Origin of the sequence: Acidaminococcus sp. AM33-14BH (genome assembly GCF_003603525.1) — a bacterium.
Classification (GTDB): Bacteria; Bacillota; Negativicutes; order Acidaminococcales; family Acidaminococcaceae; genus Acidaminococcus; species Acidaminococcus intestini.
Map to the genome: position 1 here is coordinate 103,798 of NZ_QTNG01000005.1, position 21,273 is coordinate 125,070.

19 protein-coding genes and 1 pseudogene are annotated in these 21,273 nt (G+C 50.7%); 15 read left to right on the forward strand and 5 right to left on the reverse strand.

Annotated features, from left to right (window positions below):
• Positions 1-102: 102 nt before the first annotated feature.
• A complete protein-coding gene (locus DW817_RS05315; protein WP_009016340.1) occupies positions 103-996 on the reverse strand; it encodes a LysR family transcriptional regulator in 894 nt (297 codons plus the stop codon).
• 360 nt (positions 997-1,356) lie between these two features.
• Between DW817_RS05315 and DW817_RS05320 the strand changes: the two genes are divergently transcribed.
• The 4 genes from DW817_RS05320 to DW817_RS05335 all read left to right on the forward strand — a co-directional run bounded on the left by DW817_RS05320 (position 1,357) and on the right by DW817_RS05335 (position 5,349).
• Positions 1,357-2,985, forward strand: a complete 1,629-nt coding sequence (locus DW817_RS05320; RefSeq protein WP_009016339.1) for a malolactic enzyme — start codon at positions 1,357-1,359, stop codon at positions 2,983-2,985.
• A 20-nt stretch (positions 2,986-3,005) separates the two neighbouring features.
• A complete protein-coding gene (locus DW817_RS05325) occupies positions 3,006-3,983 on the forward strand; it encodes an AEC family transporter (protein ID WP_243634071.1) in 978 nt (325 codons plus the stop codon).
• A gap of 114 nt (positions 3,984-4,097) precedes the next feature.
• The gene (locus tag DW817_RS05330; protein WP_016459487.1) at positions 4,098-4,859 is read left to right on the forward strand and encodes an HD domain-containing protein; all 762 of its coding nucleotides are present in this window, start codon (positions 4,098-4,100) and stop codon (positions 4,857-4,859) included.
• Between the two features lie 19 nt (positions 4,860-4,878).
• On the forward strand, positions 4,879-5,349 hold the full coding sequence (locus tag DW817_RS05335; protein ID WP_009016336.1) for an LURP-one-related/scramblase family protein: 471 nt from the start codon (positions 4,879-4,881) through the stop codon (positions 5,347-5,349).
• Positions 5,350-5,764: 415 nt separating this feature from the next.
• Here DW817_RS05335 and DW817_RS10615 read toward each other — a convergent pair whose 3' ends face one another.
• From DW817_RS10615 to DW817_RS05350, 4 genes and pseudogenes are all read right to left on the reverse strand, one after another.
• Positions 5,765-6,100 (reverse strand): hypothetical protein, encoded by a 336-nt coding sequence (locus DW817_RS10615; RefSeq protein WP_026385511.1) that lies wholly within the window; start codon positions 6,098-6,100, stop codon positions 5,765-5,767.
• Positions 6,101-6,335: 235 nt separating this feature from the next.
• A pseudogene (locus DW817_RS05340) lies at positions 6,336-6,944 on the reverse strand (autotransporter outer membrane beta-barrel domain-containing protein); the annotation flags it as partial.
• Positions 6,945-7,051: 107 nt separating this feature from the next.
• Complete coding sequence (locus DW817_RS05345) at positions 7,052-8,692, reverse strand: hypothetical protein (RefSeq protein ID WP_243634072.1); 1,641 nt, start codon at positions 8,690-8,692, stop codon at positions 7,052-7,054.
• A 985-nt stretch (positions 8,693-9,677) separates the two neighbouring features.
• A complete protein-coding gene (locus DW817_RS05350) occupies positions 9,678-10,343 on the reverse strand; it encodes a metal-dependent hydrolase (protein WP_016459489.1) in 666 nt (221 codons plus the stop codon).
• A gap of 201 nt (positions 10,344-10,544) precedes the next feature.
• Here DW817_RS05350 and DW817_RS05355 point away from each other — a divergent pair, with 201 nt between their 5' ends.
• From DW817_RS05355 to DW817_RS05405, 11 genes are all read left to right on the forward strand, one after another.
• Positions 10,545-11,966 (forward strand): sodium:solute symporter family protein, encoded by a 1,422-nt coding sequence (locus tag DW817_RS05355; RefSeq protein ID WP_120111372.1) that lies wholly within the window; start codon positions 10,545-10,547, stop codon positions 11,964-11,966.
• 3 nt (positions 11,967-11,969) lie between these two features.
• Positions 11,970-12,851, forward strand: a complete 882-nt coding sequence (locus DW817_RS05360; RefSeq protein WP_021736500.1) for a glucosaminidase domain-containing protein — start codon at positions 11,970-11,972, stop codon at positions 12,849-12,851.
• Between the two features lie 16 nt (positions 12,852-12,867).
• Positions 12,868-13,335 carry a tRNA (cytidine(34)-2'-O)-methyltransferase gene (locus DW817_RS05365; protein ID WP_009016409.1) on the forward strand — a complete coding sequence of 156 codons (468 nt, stop codon included), beginning with the start codon at positions 12,868-12,870 and terminating at the stop codon, positions 13,333-13,335.
• Positions 13,332-13,694 (forward strand): 6-carboxytetrahydropterin synthase QueD, encoded by a 363-nt coding sequence (gene queD / locus DW817_RS05370; protein WP_009016410.1) that lies wholly within the window; start codon positions 13,332-13,334, stop codon positions 13,692-13,694. The genes DW817_RS05365 and queD overlap by 4 nt, the downstream gene beginning before the upstream one ends.
• Positions 13,688-14,455 (forward strand): GTP cyclohydrolase FolE2, encoded by a 768-nt coding sequence (folE2, locus tag DW817_RS05375; RefSeq protein WP_009016411.1) that lies wholly within the window; start codon positions 13,688-13,690, stop codon positions 14,453-14,455. The genes queD and folE2 overlap by 7 nt, the downstream gene beginning before the upstream one ends.
• Positions 14,456-14,458: 3 nt before the next feature.
• Complete coding sequence (gene folP, locus DW817_RS05380; RefSeq protein WP_009016412.1) at positions 14,459-15,655, forward strand: dihydropteroate synthase; 1,197 nt, start codon at positions 14,459-14,461, stop codon at positions 15,653-15,655.
• Positions 15,646-16,113: a 2-amino-4-hydroxy-6-hydroxymethyldihydropteridine diphosphokinase gene (gene folK, locus DW817_RS05385; protein WP_009016413.1), complete on the forward strand. Its 468-nt coding sequence runs from the start codon at positions 15,646-15,648 to the stop codon at positions 16,111-16,113. The genes folP and folK overlap by 10 nt, the downstream gene beginning before the upstream one ends.
• 38 nt (positions 16,114-16,151) lie before the next feature.
• The gene (locus tag DW817_RS05390) at positions 16,152-16,877 is read left to right on the forward strand and encodes a hypothetical protein (RefSeq protein WP_009016414.1); all 726 of its coding nucleotides are present in this window, start codon (positions 16,152-16,154) and stop codon (positions 16,875-16,877) included.
• Positions 16,878-16,887: 10 nt separating this feature from the next.
• Entirely contained in the window at positions 16,888-18,099 is a 1,212-nt protein-coding gene (locus tag DW817_RS05395; RefSeq protein WP_009016415.1) for a glycosyltransferase family 2 protein, read from the forward strand.
• A gap of 99 nt (positions 18,100-18,198) precedes the next feature.
• Positions 18,199-19,800: a DUF4127 family protein gene (locus DW817_RS05400; protein WP_014128658.1), complete on the forward strand. Its 1,602-nt coding sequence runs from the start codon at positions 18,199-18,201 to the stop codon at positions 19,798-19,800.
• Positions 19,801-19,834: 34 nt separating this feature from the next.
• Positions 19,835-21,133 (forward strand): amidohydrolase, encoded by a 1,299-nt coding sequence (locus tag DW817_RS05405; RefSeq protein WP_009016355.1) that lies wholly within the window; start codon positions 19,835-19,837, stop codon positions 21,131-21,133.
• The last annotated feature ends 140 nt before the right edge of the window (positions 21,134-21,273 follow it).

The window sequence follows — 21,273 nt, forward strand, 5'->3', positions numbered from 1 at the left end:
ACGAAAAAAGAAACAGCCCATTGCCAGATCATCCTGGTGTGGGCTGTTTTTTAAATTGGGAAAACGAGAAAACCGCGAGGATTTTTCCCTTTCCCACGGCTTTTAAAAGGTGGCCGGGTTTGTGATGAATTCGATGGCTTTTAAGGCGGCAAGACCCCGAACCCGTTGCGGGTGATAGACAAGATGCGTTTTACGCAGGATGGGGGATAGGTCAAGCGGAACCTTGACAATCCGGCCGGCATCAATGAATTCCTGCGCCGCAGAGGCCGGGAAAAAGCCAACGCCCAGATTATGTTCCACAAGGGACAGAACCTGGTCGGCCGTTTCTGTTTCAATCATGGGTTGGTATTTCAGCTGCTCTTTAAAGAAATAGGACACATAAAATTCATAGCTGCTGCTGTTTCTTGGCAGAGAAATGAGGGGGAGCGCGGCAAGATCCTTGAGGGAATGAATGTTCTTTACAACCGGCAGCGCCTCAGCGCTTGCAATCAGGATATCCTCAAACTGATAGATGGTCTCATCGTGGTATTCCTTCCCAATCTTGAAAGGAGCGGAAATGATCGCCATTTCCACTTGTCCGCACTCAAGGGCTTCAAGGGTATCGGGCGTTTGGCTGTTGCGGATCTTGAGATGGACGCCGGGATAGGCCTTGTGGAATGATACGATGCGGTCCAAGAGAAAAAGGCGCAGGGCCGTTTCACTGGCTCCGATGGAAACGATGCCCGTCTTGAGTCCTCGCATTTCAGAAATGACTTCTCTTCCCAGGTCAAGCTGTTCACAGGCAATGGCTACATGCTTGAAGAGGGCTTCTCCTTCTGGCGTCAGTGTGACCCCGCGATGGGAGCGGATGAAGAGTTTGCAGCTCAGTTCACTTTCCAGGCGGGTAATGGTTCGGGCAATATTGGGTTGATTGCTGGTAAGGACTTCCGCCGCTTTGGAAAAACTTTTGAAAAGGGCGGCGTAATAGAAGATGCGGTAATAATCATAAGTCACCATAGGGCTTTCCTCCTGATCGGTCAATAAAGCGAATCTGATTGTGATCAGACTACTTCCAACTATATCATAGATTGAAAGCTAGAGGATATGTCAATTTGAAAGAGAAGAGGTGTCAGAATGAGACTTCATCAAAAAAGTTTCTTTTGATATAATATAAAAATAAGGAAAGGATCTCATCCCCATAAGGGAAGAGCTTCCGCCATGAGGGAAACATCCTGAAAGGCGTTTTCCCTCATGGCGGAAGCTCTTGGAAGATAGGCCCGCCTTGGACTTACTTTCCCGTATATGAGTTTTGGTATGGGTCATTTTCTTTATTGAAGTAGTTTAAAAGAGAAGGGAAACGGAAAAGGAGAGGATAACATGAAAAAAGGATATGCCTTATTAAACGATCCATTTCTTAACAAAGGAACGGCCTTTACAGAAACCGAACGCGAGCAGTACGGGCTGGTAGGTATCCTCCCTCCAACCGTCCAGTCCCTGGAAGAACAGGCTAGTCAGGTGTATGCCAATGTCGAAAAAAAGCCGAATGTGACGGAAAAACGGCATTATCTGATGAATATATTCAGCCGTAATCGGACCTTGTTCTTCCGTGTCTTTAAAGAGCATATTGCGGAATTCATGCCCATTGTCTATGATCCGGGCATTGCTGAAAGCATCCGCGGATACAGTGAATTTTTTGTAACGCCGCAAAACGCGGCCTATCTTTCCATTGTCCATCCAGAACAGATGGAAACGGCAATCCGAAATGCCGCGGAAGGCCGTGACATTGACCTTATTGTCGTCACGGACGCGGAAGCCATCCTCGGTATTGGGGACTGGGGCACCAATGGCGTGAGTATTTCCGTGGGAAAGCTCATGGTCTATACAGCCGCGGCCGGTCTTGATCCAGCCCGCGTCCTGCCCGTTGTCCTCGATGCCGGAACCAATCGGGAAAGCCTCCTTCAAGATCCACTCTACCTAGGACTTCACGAAAAACGCGTCACCGGCACCGCCTATGATGATTTTGTTGATCGCTTTGTTGCCCTTGTGGAAGGGATGTTCCCGCACCTTTATCTGCACTTTGAAGATTTTGGACGGTCACATGCTGCCAAGATCCTGAACCGATATGTGGATCGCTATCCCGTCTTTAATGACGACATTGAAGGAACCGGCATTATTTCCCTTGCCGGTATCTTGGGCGCCCTCCGGATTTCCGGTGAGGCCCTCAAGGACCAGACCTATCTGTGCTTTGGCGCTGGGACGGCCGGCTGCGGCATTGCCCATCGGATTTACCAGGAAATGCTCGACCAGGGTCTTACGGAAAAGGAAGCCCGTCAGAAATTCTACCTTGTTGATCGGCAGGGCCTGCTTTTTGAAGATATGGATGACCTGACACCAGAGCAAAAGCCCTTTGCCCGGAAACGCAGTGAATTTGCCGATGCGTCTCATCTGACGACCTTAGAAGCCGCAGTAAAAGTCATTCATCCGACTATCCTTGTTGGGACATCGACACAATCAGGGGCCTTTACAGAAACGATTGTCAAGGAAATGGCTTCCCATACGAAGCGGCCCATCATCTTTCCGCTTAGCAACCCGACGGAACTTGCCGAAGCTAGGGCCAGTGACCTCATTGCCTGGACCGAAGGCCGTGCCCTTGTCGCTACGGGGATTCCTTCCAAGCCGGTGGAATATAAGGGCGTGACGTACGAAATCGGGCAGGCTAATAACGCCCTCATCTATCCGGGCCTTGGTCTTGGCGTCATTGCGTCCGGGGCAAAGCTTTTGACAGACCGCATGATTTCTGTTGCAGCCCATTCCATTGGCGGCATTGTCGATCCGACCAAACCGGGTGCAGCCGTCCTTCCGCCGGTGACCCAATTGGACCGTTTTTCTGAAACCGTGGCGGCCGCTGTGGCGGCGGAAGCTAAAAAGGAAGGCCTCAACCGGAATGAAGTCAATGATCCTGACGCGTGCATTAAGGCCTATAAATGGGAACCGCAATATAAATAATCAGAAAAGAGGTGGGGAAAATGCTGCAAATTTTCATGGAAGTCCTACTAAGTATATTCCCCATCTTTGCCATCATCGGGATTGGCTACAAGCTCCAAGGCGCTCATTGGTTCAGCACCTCCTTTTCGGCGGAGCTTTCAAGGCTTATCATGAAGATTGCCCTGCCAGCATCCATCTTTACCTCCGTCATCCGTCAGCTTGACGCGTCAAAACTTGCTTCTTTTGGCGGCGGTCTGGTGCTCGGCGGAGCCGCGATCCTCCTCAGTTACGCGGCGGGATTCCTTTTGTGCCGGCTCTTTAAGGTGCGGCATGGCAGGCGGGGCACCTTCATCAATACCTTTGCTAATGCCAATACCATTTTCATTGGTATGCCCCTGAACCTTGCTTTATTTGGCCCTCAAGGGGAAAGCACCTTTCTTGCGTATTACGTCCTTAATACCTTATCGACATGGGCCTTTGGCTCCTTCCTCATTACAGGAGACCCCACGGAGGCAGGAAGCCTTCAGGAGAGGAATCCTAAAAGCACCTTGAAACAGGTCCTATCTCCGCCACTATTGGCGTTTTTTGCAGCCCTTTTGCTCATCCTTGGGAATGTTGGGATACCTGTTGCGGTGCTGACGACCACCCAGTATCTGGGCAGTCTTGTGACGCCCTTGGCGCTTCTTTATATCGGCATCGTCCTTTATCATGCAGGACTTGCTTCCCTGCGGATGGATCGGGATACGGCCCTTGCCCTTGTGGGAAAGTTTGCCGTTGCGCCCTTTGCCATGATTCTTGTCCTGATGGCTACCGCACAGGGCGGTGTGACCCTTGACGCGACAGAAAAAGGCACCTTTATCATGCAGTCCGCCGTTCCCGCACTTACGGTCCTGCCCGTCCTTGCCCATGAAGGGAAGGGCGACGTTCATTATGCAACCAGTCTCGTTGCCTTTAGTACCCTCCTTTTTGCCGGCGTGGCGCCCGTCATGATGCTCATCATTGATCACCTTCCCGGCTGATTACGCAATTCCTCCAGAGCCCTAACTGCTTTGGGGGTTCTTTTTTGCTCAAATCCATGAAAACGGGTATACTACAAGAGTGGGGGCGTGCCCCAACCTAATAGGAGTATGACGATGGAAATCTTAAGAAAAAACATCCTGGATACCTTTAAATCCTATGTGGATGGATTTTGCGGCATTGGGCCGGGGGTGAACCTCAAATATGCCCATTCCCTGCGCGTGGCAGCGCTTTCTGAACGGATTGCCCAAAGCCTTTCCATGGAAAAAGAGGACATTGATTTGGCCTGGCTCATTGGCATCCTTCATGATATTGGCCGCTTTGAACAGCTGCGGCGCTACCAGACATTTTTCGATTATCGTTCCATGGATCATGCGAAATACGGCGTCCATGTTCTTTTTGAGGAAGGCCATATCAAGGATTTTATTGCGTCCTCTGAGGAAAATGACGTCATCCGGGCTGCCATTGGGGAACATAACGTCTATGAAGTGAGAGGGGATTTATCCAAACGGGAACTTCATTTTGCCCGCCTCATCCGGGACGCCGACAAGCTTGATATCTTTCGCGTCTATGTCATGTACAGGGAAAAGAACATCAACGTTTGGAACGTCGACTGGTCGGACCTTGAAAAGCAGTCCATCTCCGACTCCGTCATGGCGCAGGCGAGGGCAAGGCGCCTTGTCAAGACGCAAAGCAAAGCGACTTTTATGGACTTTTACGTCGGGGCCCTGTGTTTTTATTTTGACCTGAACTTTCCCATCAGCCGGAAGATTGCCTGGGAGGAAGGAAACTATGCCAAGCTCCTGGACTTTCATTCCCAAAATCCCGAGAGCGAACAAAAACTTGATGAAATCCGTGAACTCGTACATGCAATCTGATTATTAGAAGGAGAACCCCATGAAACTACTGTTCCGTCAGCGCATCTTTTCCTGGCTCGATAGCTATGACATCTATAACGAAAAGGGAGAAACCCTTTTTGTCGTAAGGGGCCAGTTATCCTGGGGTCACTGTCTTAAGATTTACGACGCCTTTGGAGAAGAAGTGGGTAAAGTCAAAGAAAAGATAGTCACATTCCTGCCCAAATTTGAACTATTTGCAGACGGTCGCCACTTGGGCAGCGTTAAAAAGAACTTCAGCCTCTTTTCGCCAAGCTACTCCCTTGATTTTTTGGGCTGGAAAGCAAAAGGCAATATCTTTGAATGGGACTACACCATTCGCGATAGAAAAGGGAACCGTATTGCAAGCATCAGTAAAGAACTGCTCAATTTCACCGATGCCTATGTCCTTGATGTAGCAACCCCTGCTGACGCCCTCTACGTCCTCATGTTTGTCCTTGCCGTGGACGCCGAAAAATGCAGCAGGGACTAGAAAAAAAGAAAAACGCACCTAGCTGGCGCCTGATTGCCATTTACCTTCAAACAAAAAAGCAAAAGTATCCGTTATGACCGTATCATCTCAGCCAACTGGAGGTACTTTTTCCCTTATCATGCCGACGCAAGCGCAGCATAAGGCAAGGTTTCCTTATGGAATTTTGGATTATTGTGTTTTTTAGATCTTTTCCCCAGGCGTTTCGTCTAAGGATTCGACAAGCAGCATCGATTCCAATAACTTCATAGGTAAGACTCCTAACTAAAAACGCTGCTTACCGATAAGCTGAAGGTGCATGCGTCAAATGGACGCAATCTAACTGCCGTAGCCTGAACTCGTACTTAAGTTTAGGCTGTGGTAATCTTTTCCCTTACGGTCTTTTTTCTTAGAACTTGACTCGTAGAGTCAATTTTTCTTACCAAGGCGGTACGTTCATCGCCAAATGATTCGTAAGCTCCCTGTACCTTGGAATAGAAAAGTGAAAGATCGTGATTGGACGCTTAAAAAAGTCGCCGAAAATTTCACGATAAATGAGGCAATCAAATCTTTTGATTTCAGGTCTTCTGCCTTCTTCGTTACGCCTTAGAGCCGGCAAAGCATTGAGCCCTAAGGAAAAAGAGCTGGTGGGTTGCCTTCTCCTTGCAGATTGCTCGTTTTGGCTTTTAAGGACAAATCTTTTTTCTACTACCAAGGATTTTGTGCTGCTGGTGTTATTTTTTTCCTTCGTTTCTTTAGATTCAAGCCTCTGCATCAACCCTACCCAACCGCATATAAATCAAGCTTTAACCTGAATCAATTCGCAAATTCGGGTTAAGGTTTTTCCTCATTTTTCCATATTATCTTTTAGTCATATTCTTATCAGATCTGGGTCTAGAAATAAATGATTTTGGCAGAAACGGCCGTATGTCTTACTCAAAATTCATAACCGCCTCAGCGATGCGCTTTGAGACTAGTTTTGCAGCCTCAAAGCGTCCCACCTTCAGCCTTTAAAACTCATATCTCAATCCCACTTTCACGCGGTATTTTGATTTGAAGTCGGCACCAAAGTTCTTTTCTGCGTCGAAGTAGAAGGCATATTTGTCGTCAGAATGGACGTTCGTACCGATCCCCACGGTGTACCACGTATCTCTAAAGTCGTTGCTGTCATAGTAGGACATGCCGTTTTGCTGGAGATGCTGGCTTCTGCCTCCCAGAAAGTCGTGCTGGACAGAGGCTTTGACGTAGAAGCGTTTCGGATTCTTTGTTTCTTTGTCGTATTCCTTGGTAAGGACGGCACCGAGGCGGCCAACGAGGTTATCCGTGTTGTCTTGGTTTACGGTGGCGCCGTTTTTCGTCGTATAGTTGTCGCCTTTGAGGAAGTAGTAGGTGAGCTGGGCCTGAGGTTCGACGAACCATTCATTTCCCAGGGCTTTCTTGCGGCCATATTCAGCACCGGCACTGAAAGCCCAGTTGTCAAAGTCAGCGCTGTCGCCGTAGGTCGTCTGATAGTTGGAGCTGAGGTAGCCTACTTTGGTGACAAGGTCAAGGTAGTGTCCTTTATTACCAATCTGTGTTGCGTAAAAGGCCATGTTGGTGAGGTGCTGATTGCCGTCCCCGTTGCCTGCGTATTCACTGCTGCCTCAGGTGTGCTCAATGGCACCGCCGTAGTACCAGTCGCATTTCGTGCCCGTGTCTTTTTTATCATATCCCACTTGCAGGGTCTTCATGGTCGTATCAAAGTTATTTTTCCGTCCCAAGTAAGCTTGCTATTGATGTAGCGTGCCCAGAGGCCTTGGTCTTCCTGGTTGTAGCGGAGCTCGCCCAAGCGTTTCAAAAGCGTATCTGATTCACGCCAAATGGAGATGGCGGCATGGTGGGCGGAACCGGGCGTAAAGGCGTTCGAGTTCGGCGTCTTGCCGTCACCGACAGGGGTGATGAACCAGTCTTCATAGTCGGCCTTTTCTGTATCCCTTTCTTTATTGATGGAAAGGGTGTTGTCAAAGAGGCTGTTTTTGTTTTGGAGCTTGATGTCATGATCTACTTTGAAAGCGGCAGCCCTTTCTTTTACCTGAGCAAAGTAGAGCTTATCACCGAATTTCATGGCGTCGACGGAGGCAATGTCCGTGGGCTGGACTATAAAGGAACTCCCGGTGCCGTCGTGGCGTCTTCCGTCGTTGTAGCTTTGCCTTTCCAGAGACCCTGATTTTGTAAGGGCGATATTGGCTTTGCTCGTACCGGCCGAGGCAAGGTCGCCAGTAAAAGAAGCGCCAAGGCCCGAAAAACTGGCCGTAACAGTACTATGATTGGGGGAATCAACATAATTTCCCCAGGTACCGGTTCTAGACGTTTGTGTCGTATCAATATTTCCTGCAAAGGAAGCGTTCTTGCCGGAGAAGGTGACCGTTACGGTCGACCGGTTAGGCACATAGCCATATCCCCACTGATAACTTGTTTCCATCGTATTGATATTGCCTGTTAAGACGGCATTTTCACCGGAGAATGTGGCATCGATGGCTGCTGTACTGCTCGTCTTCATATCCCCGGTCATCTGGGAATCAGCGTCCTTGAAGTCTGCCAAGATTTTTCCCTTTTCACCAGAAGACGTCATGTTGCCTTTAAGGAAGGATGGGTCCCCGGCAAAATCAATATCGGCCGTACCGTTGCTGGCAGTGACAGCACCTGTGATTTCAACGACGCCAGAGGTCTTTTTATTAATTTCAATGAGACCTTTTCCTTCCCCTGACGCCTGGGCGCTAACAGCGGTCCCGCCATCTTTTTCATTTGTGATGATTGTTTTATCGATGCCGTTGATTTCAATCTGGCCGCCTGTAAAGGAATGGTGCGCTTTCGTCTGTACAATAGCGTAAGAAGAAGCATTGGCATGAAGATGGATGGCGTTTGCTGTGGGGGTCGTTTTCGTGGACCTCGCTGTACTGCTGTTATCGGCAATAACGGCTCTTTGCTCCGTGTTGGTCATTTCAATTTCGCTATTTTCACTGCCAATGATATTGAGGTAGTTATCGATTCCATTGTTCATGATGGCGTAACCGGAACTGCCTTTAAGCGGCGTTCCTGCCGATTTGAAAATGAGCTTTTTGAAGCCTGTAATATCTACTGTGTGGGCGGGAGAGTTCATGTAGATGCAGTCATCATAGGTTTCAACGAAAATGATTCCCGCTGCAGTGATTTTGCCGTGTGAAACATCTTTCTGGTCATAAATGATGCCTTTATCGTTCCACTGGTTTCCTTTTTGGTTGGCAATGACCGTAATTTTTTTAGCTGTGATTTCCGGTGTGTTAAAAATTAGTGAAATACCGGTAGGGCGAGGAAGCCCTGTATCTGTTCCCCGATTGGACCAATCCAAGGTAATGCTGCTTTCCGGCTCAGAAAAGCTCTTCCTGTCGGTGCTGCCTTTTTCCCTGTAGCGTGGCATGACGCCGTTGATGGCGGTATGGCTGTCATAGAAATGACGGGCCGCGCTAACGCTGAAGACATTAAGGCTAAGGTGACGAGTAAAGTAGTGCGTTTAAGTGAGTTTTTCATGGTTTTCTCCTCTTTCTCACCAGAGTGATATAGATCATTATATTTTATGGTAAGTGCTGTTATCTACAATTTTTATATATTATTATAAACAGTCATCTACCTATATATGATAAGTTTATCATAATAAAATTAAATAAAATGTAAGAATATTCAGCGAAGAATAAGAGGAGGCATGAAGGCGCCTAGACGATAGCTATTCCCAATCAGGAACGAAACATCGTACGAACAGACGTCCCTCCATGGCATCCGAAAAAAAAATAAGGCAATGGAGGGAAGTTGTGGTGGAAAATAGGTGCGCCTTACAGCTGCCTATGAAGGTCTTAAGAGGCTGAACGCACGGCGTCAAACCGCCCTACGGGAGGGCGCCGAATTGATTTTTCGATTAAACGGTCCAGCAGATGAATCGCTTTGACAGCATCTTATGATTAGAGGCTTTGACCCATCGAAAAATGTTTCTCGCACTCGCTGATTCGAAGACGCCTGACAAAAAACACCCCTCCTCATCTACCACCCACCAGGCCTGCTTGGTGGATATCCCCGCTTTGGTAAGGCTGGTCGATATCAAAGAAATCGAGCTCCAGGGCAAAAAATCATAAGAGAAGCCCTAACCCGAACGTAGACGCAGGTTCGGGTCAGGGCCTTTAAATTTTAGCGGAAGGGCGCAGGTACATGTTTTCTGGCGAATTCTTTCGGATCTGTTCCCCGCAAGGGGCGGTTTGGGCGGCATTACAGGTTTTAGCATCAAAGCGTCACAGTTTTTTTGCTCACAACCGCTTTACCGGAGCGATTATGCGCTGAGCAATAACCTACAAGTCTACTCTAGTGCCACAAGGAACAATTAATACCTTCGAACTTGTCTCCTTCTCCACAACGTTCTTGAATTCTTCTGGATCCTGATCGATGAGGGGCCACGTGTTGTAGTGGATGGGGATGACGGTCTTGGCCTTAAGGAGCCCGGCGGCATAGGCGGCGTCATCAGGGCCCATGGTGAAGTTATCGCCAATGGGGAGGAAGGCGTAGTCGATGGCATTGCGTTTGCCGATGAGTTCCATATCCGCAAAAAGCCCTGTGTCACCGGCAAAATAAAAGACGCTGCCGTCAAAGTGGACGATGAAGCCGCAGGCGTGGCCGCCTGCAATGCCGCTGCCATGGAAGGCCAAGGTGAGTTTGACTTTGCCAAAAGGGAATTCATGGCTGCCGCCGATATGCATGGCGTGGGCGTTAAGGCCATGGGCTTTGGCGTCGTTTGCGATTTCAGCAGTCGTGATGATTAGCGCCTCCGTTCTTTTGGCAATGGCATAGGCTTCTCCTACGTGGTCGCCGTGGAAGTGGCTGATAAAGATATAATCGGCTTTGAGGTCACCAGACGATAAGCCTTCGGGATTATTTTCAAGATAGGGGTCAAAAAGCAATGTTGTCTTGCCATCGTTGAGGCTAAAGGCCGCATGATGGATATAATGCAGGACGGTCATGGAAACTCCTCCTTTAGGGCATGAAACCCAGGTATTTTCTCTATTGTAGCGCATCTTCGGCGAAAGGAAAAGGGAAGGGTTGGGATGGGTAAGAGGAAGGTTAAGCCGTTTGAGGCGCTAAAAGGACAACCTAACTTTACAAGTTGCAGTAAGTACAGTAAAATTGTATGCAGTATGAATTTACCTCGGGAAGGTGACGTTGTGAACTCCTATCTTGTTGTCATTGTTGGTTATGCTCTTTTCTTGATTCTGCTCGGCTACGGTATTGGAAAGCACGTCAAGGGGGCATCGGACTTTTTTGTCGGCGGCCGGAGCTTTTCCTGGAAGCTGCTCTTTACGACACTCATTGCGGCCAACATCGGCGCTGGTTCGACGGTGGGCGTGACGGGGCTTGCCTACCGGCATGGTGTATCGAGCTGGTGGTGGATTGGCTGCAGCGGGTTGGGGTCCCTCATCCTTGCTTATGTGGTCGGCCCTGCCGTGTGGCGCGTGGCGAAAAGATATAATCTTTTTACCATGGGCGACTATTTGGATCATCGCTATTCCCATGCTTTTCGCGGCGTGACATCGACCATGATGGCCATCGGGACCTTGGCCCTTTTTTCGGGGCAGCTGTTGGGCATTGCTTGGATCCTTAATGTGGTCGCAGGTATGCCGAAACTTTATGGCATCATGATGGCGGCGATTGTGGTGACCCTTTATTTTTCATCGGGGGGCCTGAAATCGGCTGCTGTGGTGAACATCATTGAACTTGCCGTGATCCTCGTGGGCTTTATTGTGGCTGCACCTTATGCGTTAAACTATGTCGGCGGCTGGAACGGTCTGGAGACAAAAATTGCGGCAAACCTAGGCAATACGGCAAAAACGGCTTCTTATTTTTCCTGGAACGGGATGGGAAATTCAACGATCTTGGGCTATTTCCTTATGCTGACGCCGGCCTTTTGCATTTCCCCCGGTCTTATTGGCAAGGTTTACAGTGCCAAGGATGAACCGGCCATCCGCAAGGGGACGCTCCTTAACGGAATTGTGCAGCTCTTTTTTGCTTTTTTCCCGATGCTCATCGGCATGTGCGCTTTTGCGGCGTTTCCGGATCTTTCCAACCAGGAACTGGCTCTGCCCAAGGCGATGAAGGAAATGATGCCCTTTGGCATTTCGGCACTGGCTCTTTCCGCTATTTTTGCAGCTGAGGTCAGCACTTGTGACACGGTGCTTTATATGCTGGCAACGAGCCTGTCAAAGGATCTCTACCAGACCTTTATCAAACCGGACGCAACGGACGCGGAGCTCCTTTCCATGACGCGAAAGATTACGGCTGTTTGCGGCGCATTGGGCATCATCATTGCCTATTATCTTGCAAGCATCATTTCGGCCATGGCTATTTTTTATTCCCTCATGACAGTGTCCCTTGCGGCACCATTCCTTTTTGGCCTTTTTACCAAGAAGGCTTCGACGAAGGGAGCTTTCCTTTCGGCCGTTTTGGGCGTTGCCGTAGTCATGGGCCTGCGCCTTTTCAATGGGGGAATGGGTATCGGCATCCTCAACGCGACAAGCTGTGGGATTCTTGTGGCGGCCCTTGTTATGGCCTTGAGTCTATTCGTATTTTCTCCTAATAAAGAGGCATAAATCGTGAAATCATATCATTTGAAACGATGGGTCCTGCCCCTTGCCATGGTGACGCTCCTTTCGGGAATCCAATCCTCGGAGGCGGGTTCCTTCAAGGAACGCATCATGGGGGAACGGGCCCAGAAAGAAAAGCGTCCTGCCCAGACAGCGGTGCTCAAAAAGGAAACCGCCATGAAGCCGCCCAAAGGGGCCGTGGTCTTTATTTATGGGGCGCCTATGGACATTCCCCAGACGGAGCCGCCCCTGGTGCGCCGCCAGCGGGCCATGGCGCACCGCGTCGTCACGGACCCGAACCTCCTTGTCATTTCAAAGCGGCTCATGACGCAGGGACAGATTTGGAAGATCCCTGAAAACTACGACAAGGTGAGCATCTTTGGTGAGCCCGAAGTGCGGCGCTCCCAGGCCATTGCACTCCTGACGCTCTATAACCCGCAGCTTCCCATCAAGGCGACGCCGGAAGAAATCGTGGATGCTTACTACGAAGAAGCGAGCCGGGAAGGCATTCGCTGGGATCTTGCCTTTTCGCAGGCCCTCCTTGAAACGGGGTTCTTTGCCTTTGGCGGTACGGTGGTACCGGAACAGAACAATTTCTGCGGCTTGGGCACAACCAGTGCGACTGTGCGCGGTGCTTATTTTCCTACGCCAAAGGACGGCGTGAGGGCCCATATCCAGCATCTGATGGCCTATACGACGGATCGGCTTCCCAAGACCGCCATCATCGATCCCCGCTATGATTTGGTGCATCGCATCAAAAAGGAGACGGGATACGCGACAACGTGGAAGCAGCTTAACGGAAAATGGGCGACAGGCAGCTACTATGCTGAAAAAATCATGAATATCCATGAACAGATGAAGGGCATGATTGCCATCATGGGTACGGATTAGAAAGAAGGCAGCCATTTTGCATATTGTTCTTGTTGAACCGGAAATCCCAGGCAATACGGGAAATATTGCCCGCTTGTGTGCGGCAACGGGGGCTTCCCTTCATTTGGTGCGCCCCCTGGGCTTTTCTGTCGATGACCGCTATTTGAAGCGTGCTGGTCTTGATTACTGGCATCTAGTCGATATTCATTACTATGACAGTGTGGAGGAAGTTCTTGCGGCCTATCCTGACGCACCGCGTTTTCTTCTGACGACCCACGCGCATCGTTCGTATACGCGTGTGGAGTATACCAAGGATTCCCTGCTGATTTTTGGCAAAGAATCGGCTGGTCTTCCCGAAGCCTTTCGGATGGCCCATGAAGATGAATGTATCCGTATTCCCATGGTGCCTGAAGCCCGCAGTCTCAACCTTGCCAATTCTGTCTCAATCGTGCTTTACGAAGCACTCCGCCAAGTACATTTTGATTTAGAGGAGGGTACCATATGATCTGCTTAAAGGAATTTGATTTTGACGCCGCCCATTTTCTCCCCAATTACAACGGAAAATGTGAACATCTCCACGGCCATACGTATAAACTTGTTGTCAAAGTTGAGGGCACGCCTGACCATGAGGGCATGGTTCTTGATTTCGTGCGCTTCAAGAACCTCGTGAAGGAACTTGTTGTAAGTAAGCTGGACCACGCCTTCATCAACGACATCCTGCCTCAGCCGTCGGCGGAAAATATTGCCGTCTGGGTCTGGCAACAGCTGGAAACGCCGCTTCATGGGCCGAACTACCATCTTTTTGAAGTGGAAGTCTGGGAAACGAAGACGAGCGGGATTATCTATCGAGGTGAAACATGCTAAAAGACGTACAAGGCCAAGTCGACCAGCGCCATATTGCACTGAAACAAGTGGGCATCCGCGACATCCGCTGGCCCATTACCTTAAAGGATCCCCATAAGGGCGTCCAGCATTCAGTGGCGGTGATTTCTCTCGGCGTGAACCTCCCCCATGAGCAGCGGGGAACCCATATGAGCCGATTTGTGGAGTGTCTCAAGGAAATGGGACCCATTCATCCTCATGATCTGGAAATCGTCCTTGATGGGCTCAAGGAAAAGCTAGGCGCCAAGAAGGCCATGTTGGATATGCGTTTCCCTTACTTTATTGAAAAAAAGGCACCTGTATCGGGGAAAACAGGTTATCTTGATATTTCCTGCCATTACCATGCGGAAAAAGGGGAGACCTTCCATCTGGATGTGGGCGTCAATGTCCCCATCCACACCCTTTGCCCCTGCTCCAAGGAAATCAGCAAATATGGTGCGCACAATCAGCGGGCCCGTGCCAAGATTACGATCCGTAGCACGAAACCTGTATGGATCGAAGAACTGGTGGAAATGGCCGAGGCTTCTGCTTCGTCTCCTATCTTTTCGTTGCTCAAGCGTCCTGATGAAAAGTTTGTCACCGAGGAAGCCTATGAAAATCCTCGTTTTGTTGAGGACGCGGCCCGGGAAATCGCCCTGCGGCTCAATCAAGATGAGCGGATTGATTGGTACCGCGTGACCGTAGAAAGTGAGGAAAGCATCCATAACCACAATGCCTTTGCTTGTGTGGAAAAGGAGGACTAGGCCTTGTATATCAAGATTCCCTGCGATCAAGTCAGCTTTGAACTAAAAAAAATGGGGGTCCATCCGACTGGGATTGCCCTCATGGCACCCAAGGCGGTTGTGGAACCGCTGCGTCTTGTCGGGGTACGGGCTCCCGGCGCCAATATCATCAAACAGGAAATGCTCGCCATGGGGGCGGACGCTGCTAATGCCAAAGGAACCATCAACTGCAGTATAGAACGGACGGATGTGATTTTACTTGGAAGCCGTACCCAGTACCGGCACCTTGCTCACAAACTCAGGGCCAATCAGGGATGGTTCGGTCTTGATGAAGTCATAAGGGATATCGAGGACTATCTTACAGACCATGAGCTCGCGACGATCCTTGCGGACGGACGGACCCTTACGTATGAAAAGATGCGGATCATGGGAATCCTTAATGTAACACCCGATTCCTTTTATTCAGGATCCCGTGTCACAGCCGGTTCCCTGATCTTGAAGCGGGCCGGAAAGATGCTGGATGACGGTGCCGATGTCCTTGATATTGGCGGTGAATCGACCCGCCCTGGCAGTGATCCCGTACCGGCAGAAGAAGAAATCCGCCGTGTCGTCGGGGCTATTTCGGAAATCCGCCGGGCTTATCCTGAGGCCATCCTTTCCGTTGATACGTACCACGCTGCGACGGCCCGCGCCGCCCTTGACGCGGGAGCCGATATCATCAACGATGTTACGGCGGGAACGGGTGATCCCGACATGCTTTCCGTTGCCAAAGAAAAAGACGCGCCGCTCATCCTCATGCATATGCGTGGTACGCCCAAGACCATGATGAGCGCCGACATGAAGGCCTATCATAACGTAGTCGGCGATGTCATGGAATATCTTTTAACGCGGACAGAGGCTTGTGAAGCGATGGGAATTGGTCGCACTAAACTCATGCTTGATCCGGGTCTTGGCTTTGCCAAGGATGTCAGCGGCAACCTGGAACTGTCCCGCGGTCTTGCGGAACTTACGGGACACGGGATTCCAGTCCTTGTTGCAGGGTCCCGCAAGGGCTATATCGGTAAGGTCCTGGGAGACCTTCCGCCGGAAGAGCGCCTTGAAGGGACCATGGCCCTTTCCGCAGCAGCTGTTTTTGCTGGCACCCAAATGGTTCGCGTCCACGATGTCAAGGAAAATGTACGGCTCATCCGTATGTTGGAGGCGATTCTATCATGCCGGTAGCCTATGTGGCCCTTGGCAGCAACCTAGGGGATAAAAAAGCTTATTTGGAAGACGCTCTGAGCCGGATGAAGGTACATGGCATCAAGGTCCAGAAAGTTTCCACATGGATCCAAACAGCGCCATATGGCGTAACGGACCAGCCGGAGTTCCTGAATGGGGCGGCTGAAGTGATATGGGACCAGGATGCACAGAGCCTTCTTATGGAGCTTCTTGCCATTGAAAAGGAAATGGGGCGGGAGCGCAAGCGCCATTGGGGCGAACGGAACATCGACCTTGATTTGATCTTATTTGAGGATGAGATCATGGAGACTGAATTTTTGACGCTGCCCCATCCGGACATGCAAAACCGGGATTTTGTCCTCCGCCCCTTGGCGGAGATTGCCCCCCAAAAGGAACATCCTGTCCTGAAACGCAGCATGCTGGAACTCTGGCATGAGCTTCAGAAAAAAGGAAAGTAAGGCTTTTTTGCCAATCTCAATGAAAGCTGGTCGATGCAATGCTTCAACGTGTAAAAACGGCGGTTCTTTTGGTTCTGGTCTATAGCGCCGTCACTTATCTTGGCATGCGGGTCATGATGGTGCCCAGTGTCTCCGGTCTCTGTTTGGGTGCACTTTTCGCACTGACCTTTGGCCTTCTTTTTGGCCGTCTGGGGGCTTTTTCCGCAGGAATTGGCGCGGTGATCGGTTGCTCTTTTGGCGGACTTCATACGATGCTTCTGCCCATTCACTTTTTGGCCGTCTTTTTGTCTAGCTACGTTCCTTTCCGCATTTGGCAGGGAATGAGAAGCGAAAATGAACCGGTCCTTCTTGTCTATGATCAGCGGACCCGTATGATGGCCCTTGTCCTTTCACTGGCATCGTCAGCGCCCTTGGGGCTCACACTTGCCTTTGCTGGTGATCTTTTCCAGATTATCCCTTTTGAGCTGACCTATTTTCCCATCATGCTCCCTGCACTGGGCTTATCCATTTTGGGCGGGCAGACCGTCCTATCTTGGAGCGGCCGCTATTTTTGCCGCGGCGGCGGGATAAAATGGTGGGAAGCTGTGCGGGATGATAAATGGACCAGTCATCTCCTTTCGGTTGCCCTTTTGCGGATTTCCCTGACGGCCCTTGCAGTCGGTGCAGGGTTCTGCCTGATTTTTCCACCCCAATTGGGGGAACCTGTGGTCCTATACGTTTCAGGAGGACTTGCCGCCGTGCTTCTTATCCTGAGCGGAATGTGAGGGTCTTTTCATGTATTTTTTCACCCTTGCCGTGCAAGTCGTATTGCTTCTTGTTTTCTTATGGGGCGTCAGCACGATTTTCGTGGGTTTCATAACAAAAAAAAGGATCTTGCCGCCTGCCGGACATTCCCATACCATGGCGGTCCTCATTTGCGCCCACAATGAAGGACGGGTTGTAGGAAAATTGCTCGAAAGCCTTGTGCAGCAGGACTATCCACACTCGTCCTACCATATCTTCCTTTGTGCCGATCACTGCACGGATGATACGGCTGCCATTGGGGAAGCGTTTCCCAATATCACGGTCTGGAAACGAGACGAAGGCCCTCGAACGGGAAAGGGGGCGGTCCTTTCCTGGGGGCTTCAAAAGATAAGGCAGGAGTGGCCGGAGTCTTTTGAGTATGCCGTGATCTTTGACGCCGATAACGTGGCAGATCCTTACTTTCTCAAGGCCATGAACCGCTCTTTTGACAGCGGCGCCCGCCTTGTCATGGGAAACCGGCTCCCACTCAATCCTTATGATTCCCTGATTTCGCAGTGGTATTCGATGTACTGGCTCAGCGTGGACGTGCTATTTTCCAAACCCCGTTTTAATGTCCACATGCCGAGCATTATCTCCGGAACGGGTTTTGGTTTTGACCTTTCCCTCATTGAGCCTGATGGGTGGCAGACGGTTACGGTTACGGAAGATATGGAATTTTCCATGCAGATGAATTTTAAGGATGTTTTTTCGGAATTTCAGGAAGACGCGCGCTTTTATGATGAACAGCCCATCCATTTCATGACCTTGGTCCATCAGTTCCGGCGCTGGTTTACGGGAAACTACCAGATTGCCCGGGTCTATGGAAAAATCTGGCTGCCCCATTTTAAAGTGCATCGGGATGGACGCCTCATCGATAATTTTATTCCCTACTTGATGAGTGTTGTGTTTGGCCTTTATTTTATCTTGAATGTTTTCTGGCTCTGTTATAATGCTCTTTGCGGGCTGCCGCTTTTCCACATCAAGGATATTGTTTGGTGGATCTTTTTGTACCTTTTGAGCCTTTACGTAGGTCATGCCGCCATTGCGGGAGCAGGCTACAAAAGCCGCCATTTTGCTAAGGGCATCCTGACGGGCGGTTTTTTCTGTATCCTCATTTCCCTGTTAAGTGTGTACTCGCTTTTCCGGCCCAATGCCCAGTGGATTCCCATCGAGCATGTGCACACGAAAGGTCCTGAAGGATAAGTTGTTGCGCACTGTCCTTGCTGGCTTTGCTGGCAGGGACTTTTTTTGTGGCTTTTTGCCTGCTATAATAGAGGAAAACATAAGAAGGAGGGGTCGCTTGTGTTTACTTGGGCCCGCAGGAAACTCATAGGGGCATTTTTCCTGTCCCTGCTTTTTGGGACCCTTACAAGGGGGGAGACAGTTTTGGCGGCAGAACGAATCTTATATATTCCCCTTGATGATCGCCCCGTTAACCTTGCTTATACGGTGGATACTTTTAAAAAAGCGGGGGTCGATGTTGTAACGCCGCCATCTGAGCTTCTAAGTTCGGCCTCGCGCAAGGGCAATCCCGATGCCCTAGGAAAATGGCTCCAAGAAGAAGGCCCCTTTGCAGAGGCTGCTGTTGTTGCCGCCGATTCCCTCATTTATGGGGGCCTTACCACGAGCCGAACCCACGAACTCAGTGAGGCTGTGCTCAATGAACGGGTCAAGGTCTTGCTCGATTTCAAGGCCCGTCATATCGATATTCCCATCTACGCCTTTGCGACGATCATGCGTTCCCCCAAGTGGAGCAGCGCCCCTCAGGAGCCTCAGTACTATGCGCAGTGGGGGCCGAAGCTCTTTTTGTGGGGCGCTTTGCGGGATAAAAAGGCGATGGGGCAGCTTAGCCGGAAGGAAGATAAGAAACTTGCGGCCCTGCAAAAGGAAATCCCGGTCTCCATCCAAGAGGACCTGCTGCAGCGGCGGCAGAAAAACGCAGCCGTCCTTTCCCAGTTGTACGACGCGGCAGAAGCAGGAACCTTTGATTATTTTCTGATTGCACGGGACGACTCGGCGCCTTATTCCGAGGCCCACCATGATGCTCGCAGTCTGCTCCAGGGCCGGAAAAAGTCCTATACGATCCGCTCCTTTTCGGGCACCGATGAGATGGGAATGATTCTTTTGACGAGGGCCTATTACAAAGCGCGAGGCCTCACTCCCCTTGTGTATGGGTTCTATGCCCCCGGTGCGGGAAAAGAGACTGTCCCTGATTACGAAGATGGAACCATTGCCCATAGTTACCGGGAACATGTCTGGGCCCTTGGCGGATATCCAGCTAAACGGGCCAAGCGGGCGGATCTAGTGGCGGGAATCTATACGCCTCAGGACGGCGTGACGCGCGGAGCGGATGGGATGAGCAACACGGACGTTGTGACGCTGGGGATGACGGCTTTTCTTGATCAGGCGGAGGCCTATCTCAGGGCGGGCTATGCCGTGGGCATTGCAGATATTGCTTTTGGCAACGGCAGCAGCAAGGGCCTCATCAAGGGGCTTTTTGAACGTCGCCTGCCTCACAGCGATGAGCCGATGGCTTATGACCTGGCGTCCTATGCCGGCTGGAATACGGCAAGCAATTCCCTGGGCTACACCTTGGGACAGGGCCTTATGGCGCGGCATATGTTGTCACAGGAAAGAAAGGATCTTCTGAACGTGCGCTATCTTGACGATTGGGCCTATGAAGCCGTCGTGCGGCAGCGCCTGCGTGCTGAATACACCTATCCCAATAAATGGCAGGAAGGAAAGTTTACCCCAAAGGAAAAGGGCATCCTCCATACGGCCCTTCAAAAGGAAATGAAGGAACAGGCTTTTCCTTATTTGGGTCAGCGTGTGGATGACTACACCTTTGACCTGCCGTGGAACCGGACGTTTGAAGTCTCGGTGGTCAAAAAGACACTGAAATGAATGGGCTGCCTTATGGCGGCGGAGGAGGAGAACCATGACGATATATGATGAAGCCATGCAGATGAAAGAGGAGCTGGTGGCCTGCCGGCGTGATCTTCACGCCCACCCGGAACTTGCCTGGACGGAATTTCGCACCGCGTCTCATGTAGCAAAATCCCTCAAGGCCTTGGGCTATGAAGTGCTCATGGGGGATGCCTGCATGAAGGCAGATGAAATGATGGGCGTGCCTGATAAAGCGGAACTTTCCCGCGCCATGGGGCGGGCCATTAAAGAAGGGGCGGACCCGGAGCTTGTGAAAAAGATGGAAGGCGGCAAGACGGGCGTCGTGGGCATCATGCATTTTGCAAAACCAGGGAAGACCGTGGGTCTGCGCTTTGACATGGACTGCCTTCTAGTTGAAGAAAACCCAACGGACGCCCATCGGCCGACCCGGGATGGCTTTGCGTCGACCCATCCGGGTCTGATGCATGCTTGCGGGCACGATGGACATACAGCTATCGGTCTTGGCGTGGCGCGCCTTATTGCCGCTCACAAAGATGAAATGGCCGGCACTGTAAAGCTCTGTTTCCAGCCCGGTGAAGAAGGGGTCATGGGAGCCCGCGGGATGGTGGCAAGCGGGATTGTCGATGATGTGGACTATTTCCTGAGCGGGCATATTGGTCTTGGCAATGGCGAAAATAACAGCCTAGTCTGTATGACCGAAGGGTTCCTTGCAACAAGCAAGATTGATGCGTTCTTTACGGGAAAACCGGCCCATGCCGGTGCCAATCCCCAAAATGGCCGCAACGCCCTTCTTGCAGCGGCCCAAGCTTCGCTGGCCCTCCATACCATTTCCCGTCACAGCGACGGCCCTTCCCGCATTAATGTGGGAATTCTCAAGGCAGGGACGGGACGAAACGTCATCCCCGACAACGCGGTCATCAAATTTGAGACCCGTGGCGGTTCGACGGCAATCAATGAATTTATGGAAGGAGAAGCCCGCCGCATGATCAAGGCCGCAGCTGATATGTACGGCGTCACCGTGAAGATGGTCGCCCGCGGGAGTGCGGCGTCAGGCAATTCTTCTCCTGACATGGGCGAAGAAGTCTATGAAGTCGTCAAGGGGCTTGGCGTCTACAGCGACATTGAAAAAAATCATACTGTCAGTGGCAGTGAGGACTGCTCGTACTTTATGAGCCGCGTCCAGGATCATGGCGGCAAGGCCGTTTACATGCTCTATGGGACGGAAGAAGCTTCGGGTCATCACACCAGTGAATTTGACTTCAACGAAGATGTCCTTCCCCTTAGCGTCTATACCGTGACGGAACTTGTGAAGCACTTCACGAACAAATAACAAGCGTTCTCCCAGCAAAGCGGATCTTGTTTTGGTGGGAGAATTTTTGCATCCTGTTTGGGATGGATAAGAGACACGAAGCTTTCAGAACACCTAAAAAATGACTGTACCACGGGGAATCCATTGTGATACACTAGTAG

What these genes read in the sequence shown, in the direction of transcription:
- DW817_RS05315 (WP_009016340.1), bottom strand. Translation starts at nt 996, where the DNA reads ATGGTGACTTATGATTATTACCGCATCTTCTATTACGCCGCCCTTTTC.
- DW817_RS05320 (WP_009016339.1), top strand. Translation starts at nt 1,357, where the DNA reads ATGAAAAAAGGATATGCCTTATTAAACGATCCATTTCTTAACAAAGGA.
- DW817_RS05325 (WP_243634071.1), top strand. Translation starts at nt 3,006, where the DNA reads ATGCTGCAAATTTTCATGGAAGTCCTACTAAGTATATTCCCCATCTTT.
- DW817_RS05330 (WP_016459487.1), top strand. Translation starts at nt 4,098, where the DNA reads ATGGAAATCTTAAGAAAAAACATCCTGGATACCTTTAAATCCTATGTG.
- DW817_RS05335 (WP_009016336.1), top strand. Translation starts at nt 4,879, where the DNA reads ATGAAACTACTGTTCCGTCAGCGCATCTTTTCCTGGCTCGATAGCTAT.
- DW817_RS10615 (WP_026385511.1), bottom strand. Translation starts at nt 6,100, where the DNA reads ATGCAGAGGCTTGAATCTAAAGAAACGAAGGAAAAAAATAACACCAGC.
- DW817_RS05350 (WP_016459489.1), bottom strand. Translation starts at nt 10,343, where the DNA reads ATGACCGTCCTGCATTATATCCATCATGCGGCCTTTAGCCTCAACGAT.
- queD (WP_009016410.1), top strand. Translation starts at nt 13,332, where the DNA reads ATGATCTGCTTAAAGGAATTTGATTTTGACGCCGCCCATTTTCTCCCC.
- folE2 (WP_009016411.1), top strand. Translation starts at nt 13,688, where the DNA reads ATGCTAAAAGACGTACAAGGCCAAGTCGACCAGCGCCATATTGCACTG.
- folK (WP_009016413.1), top strand. Translation starts at nt 15,646, where the DNA reads ATGCCGGTAGCCTATGTGGCCCTTGGCAGCAACCTAGGGGATAAAAAA.
- DW817_RS05390 (WP_009016414.1), top strand. Translation starts at nt 16,152, where the DNA reads ATGCTTCAACGTGTAAAAACGGCGGTTCTTTTGGTTCTGGTCTATAGC.
- DW817_RS05395 (WP_009016415.1), top strand. Translation starts at nt 16,888, where the DNA reads ATGTATTTTTTCACCCTTGCCGTGCAAGTCGTATTGCTTCTTGTTTTC.
- DW817_RS05405 (WP_009016355.1), top strand. Translation starts at nt 19,835, where the DNA reads ATGACGATATATGATGAAGCCATGCAGATGAAAGAGGAGCTGGTGGCC.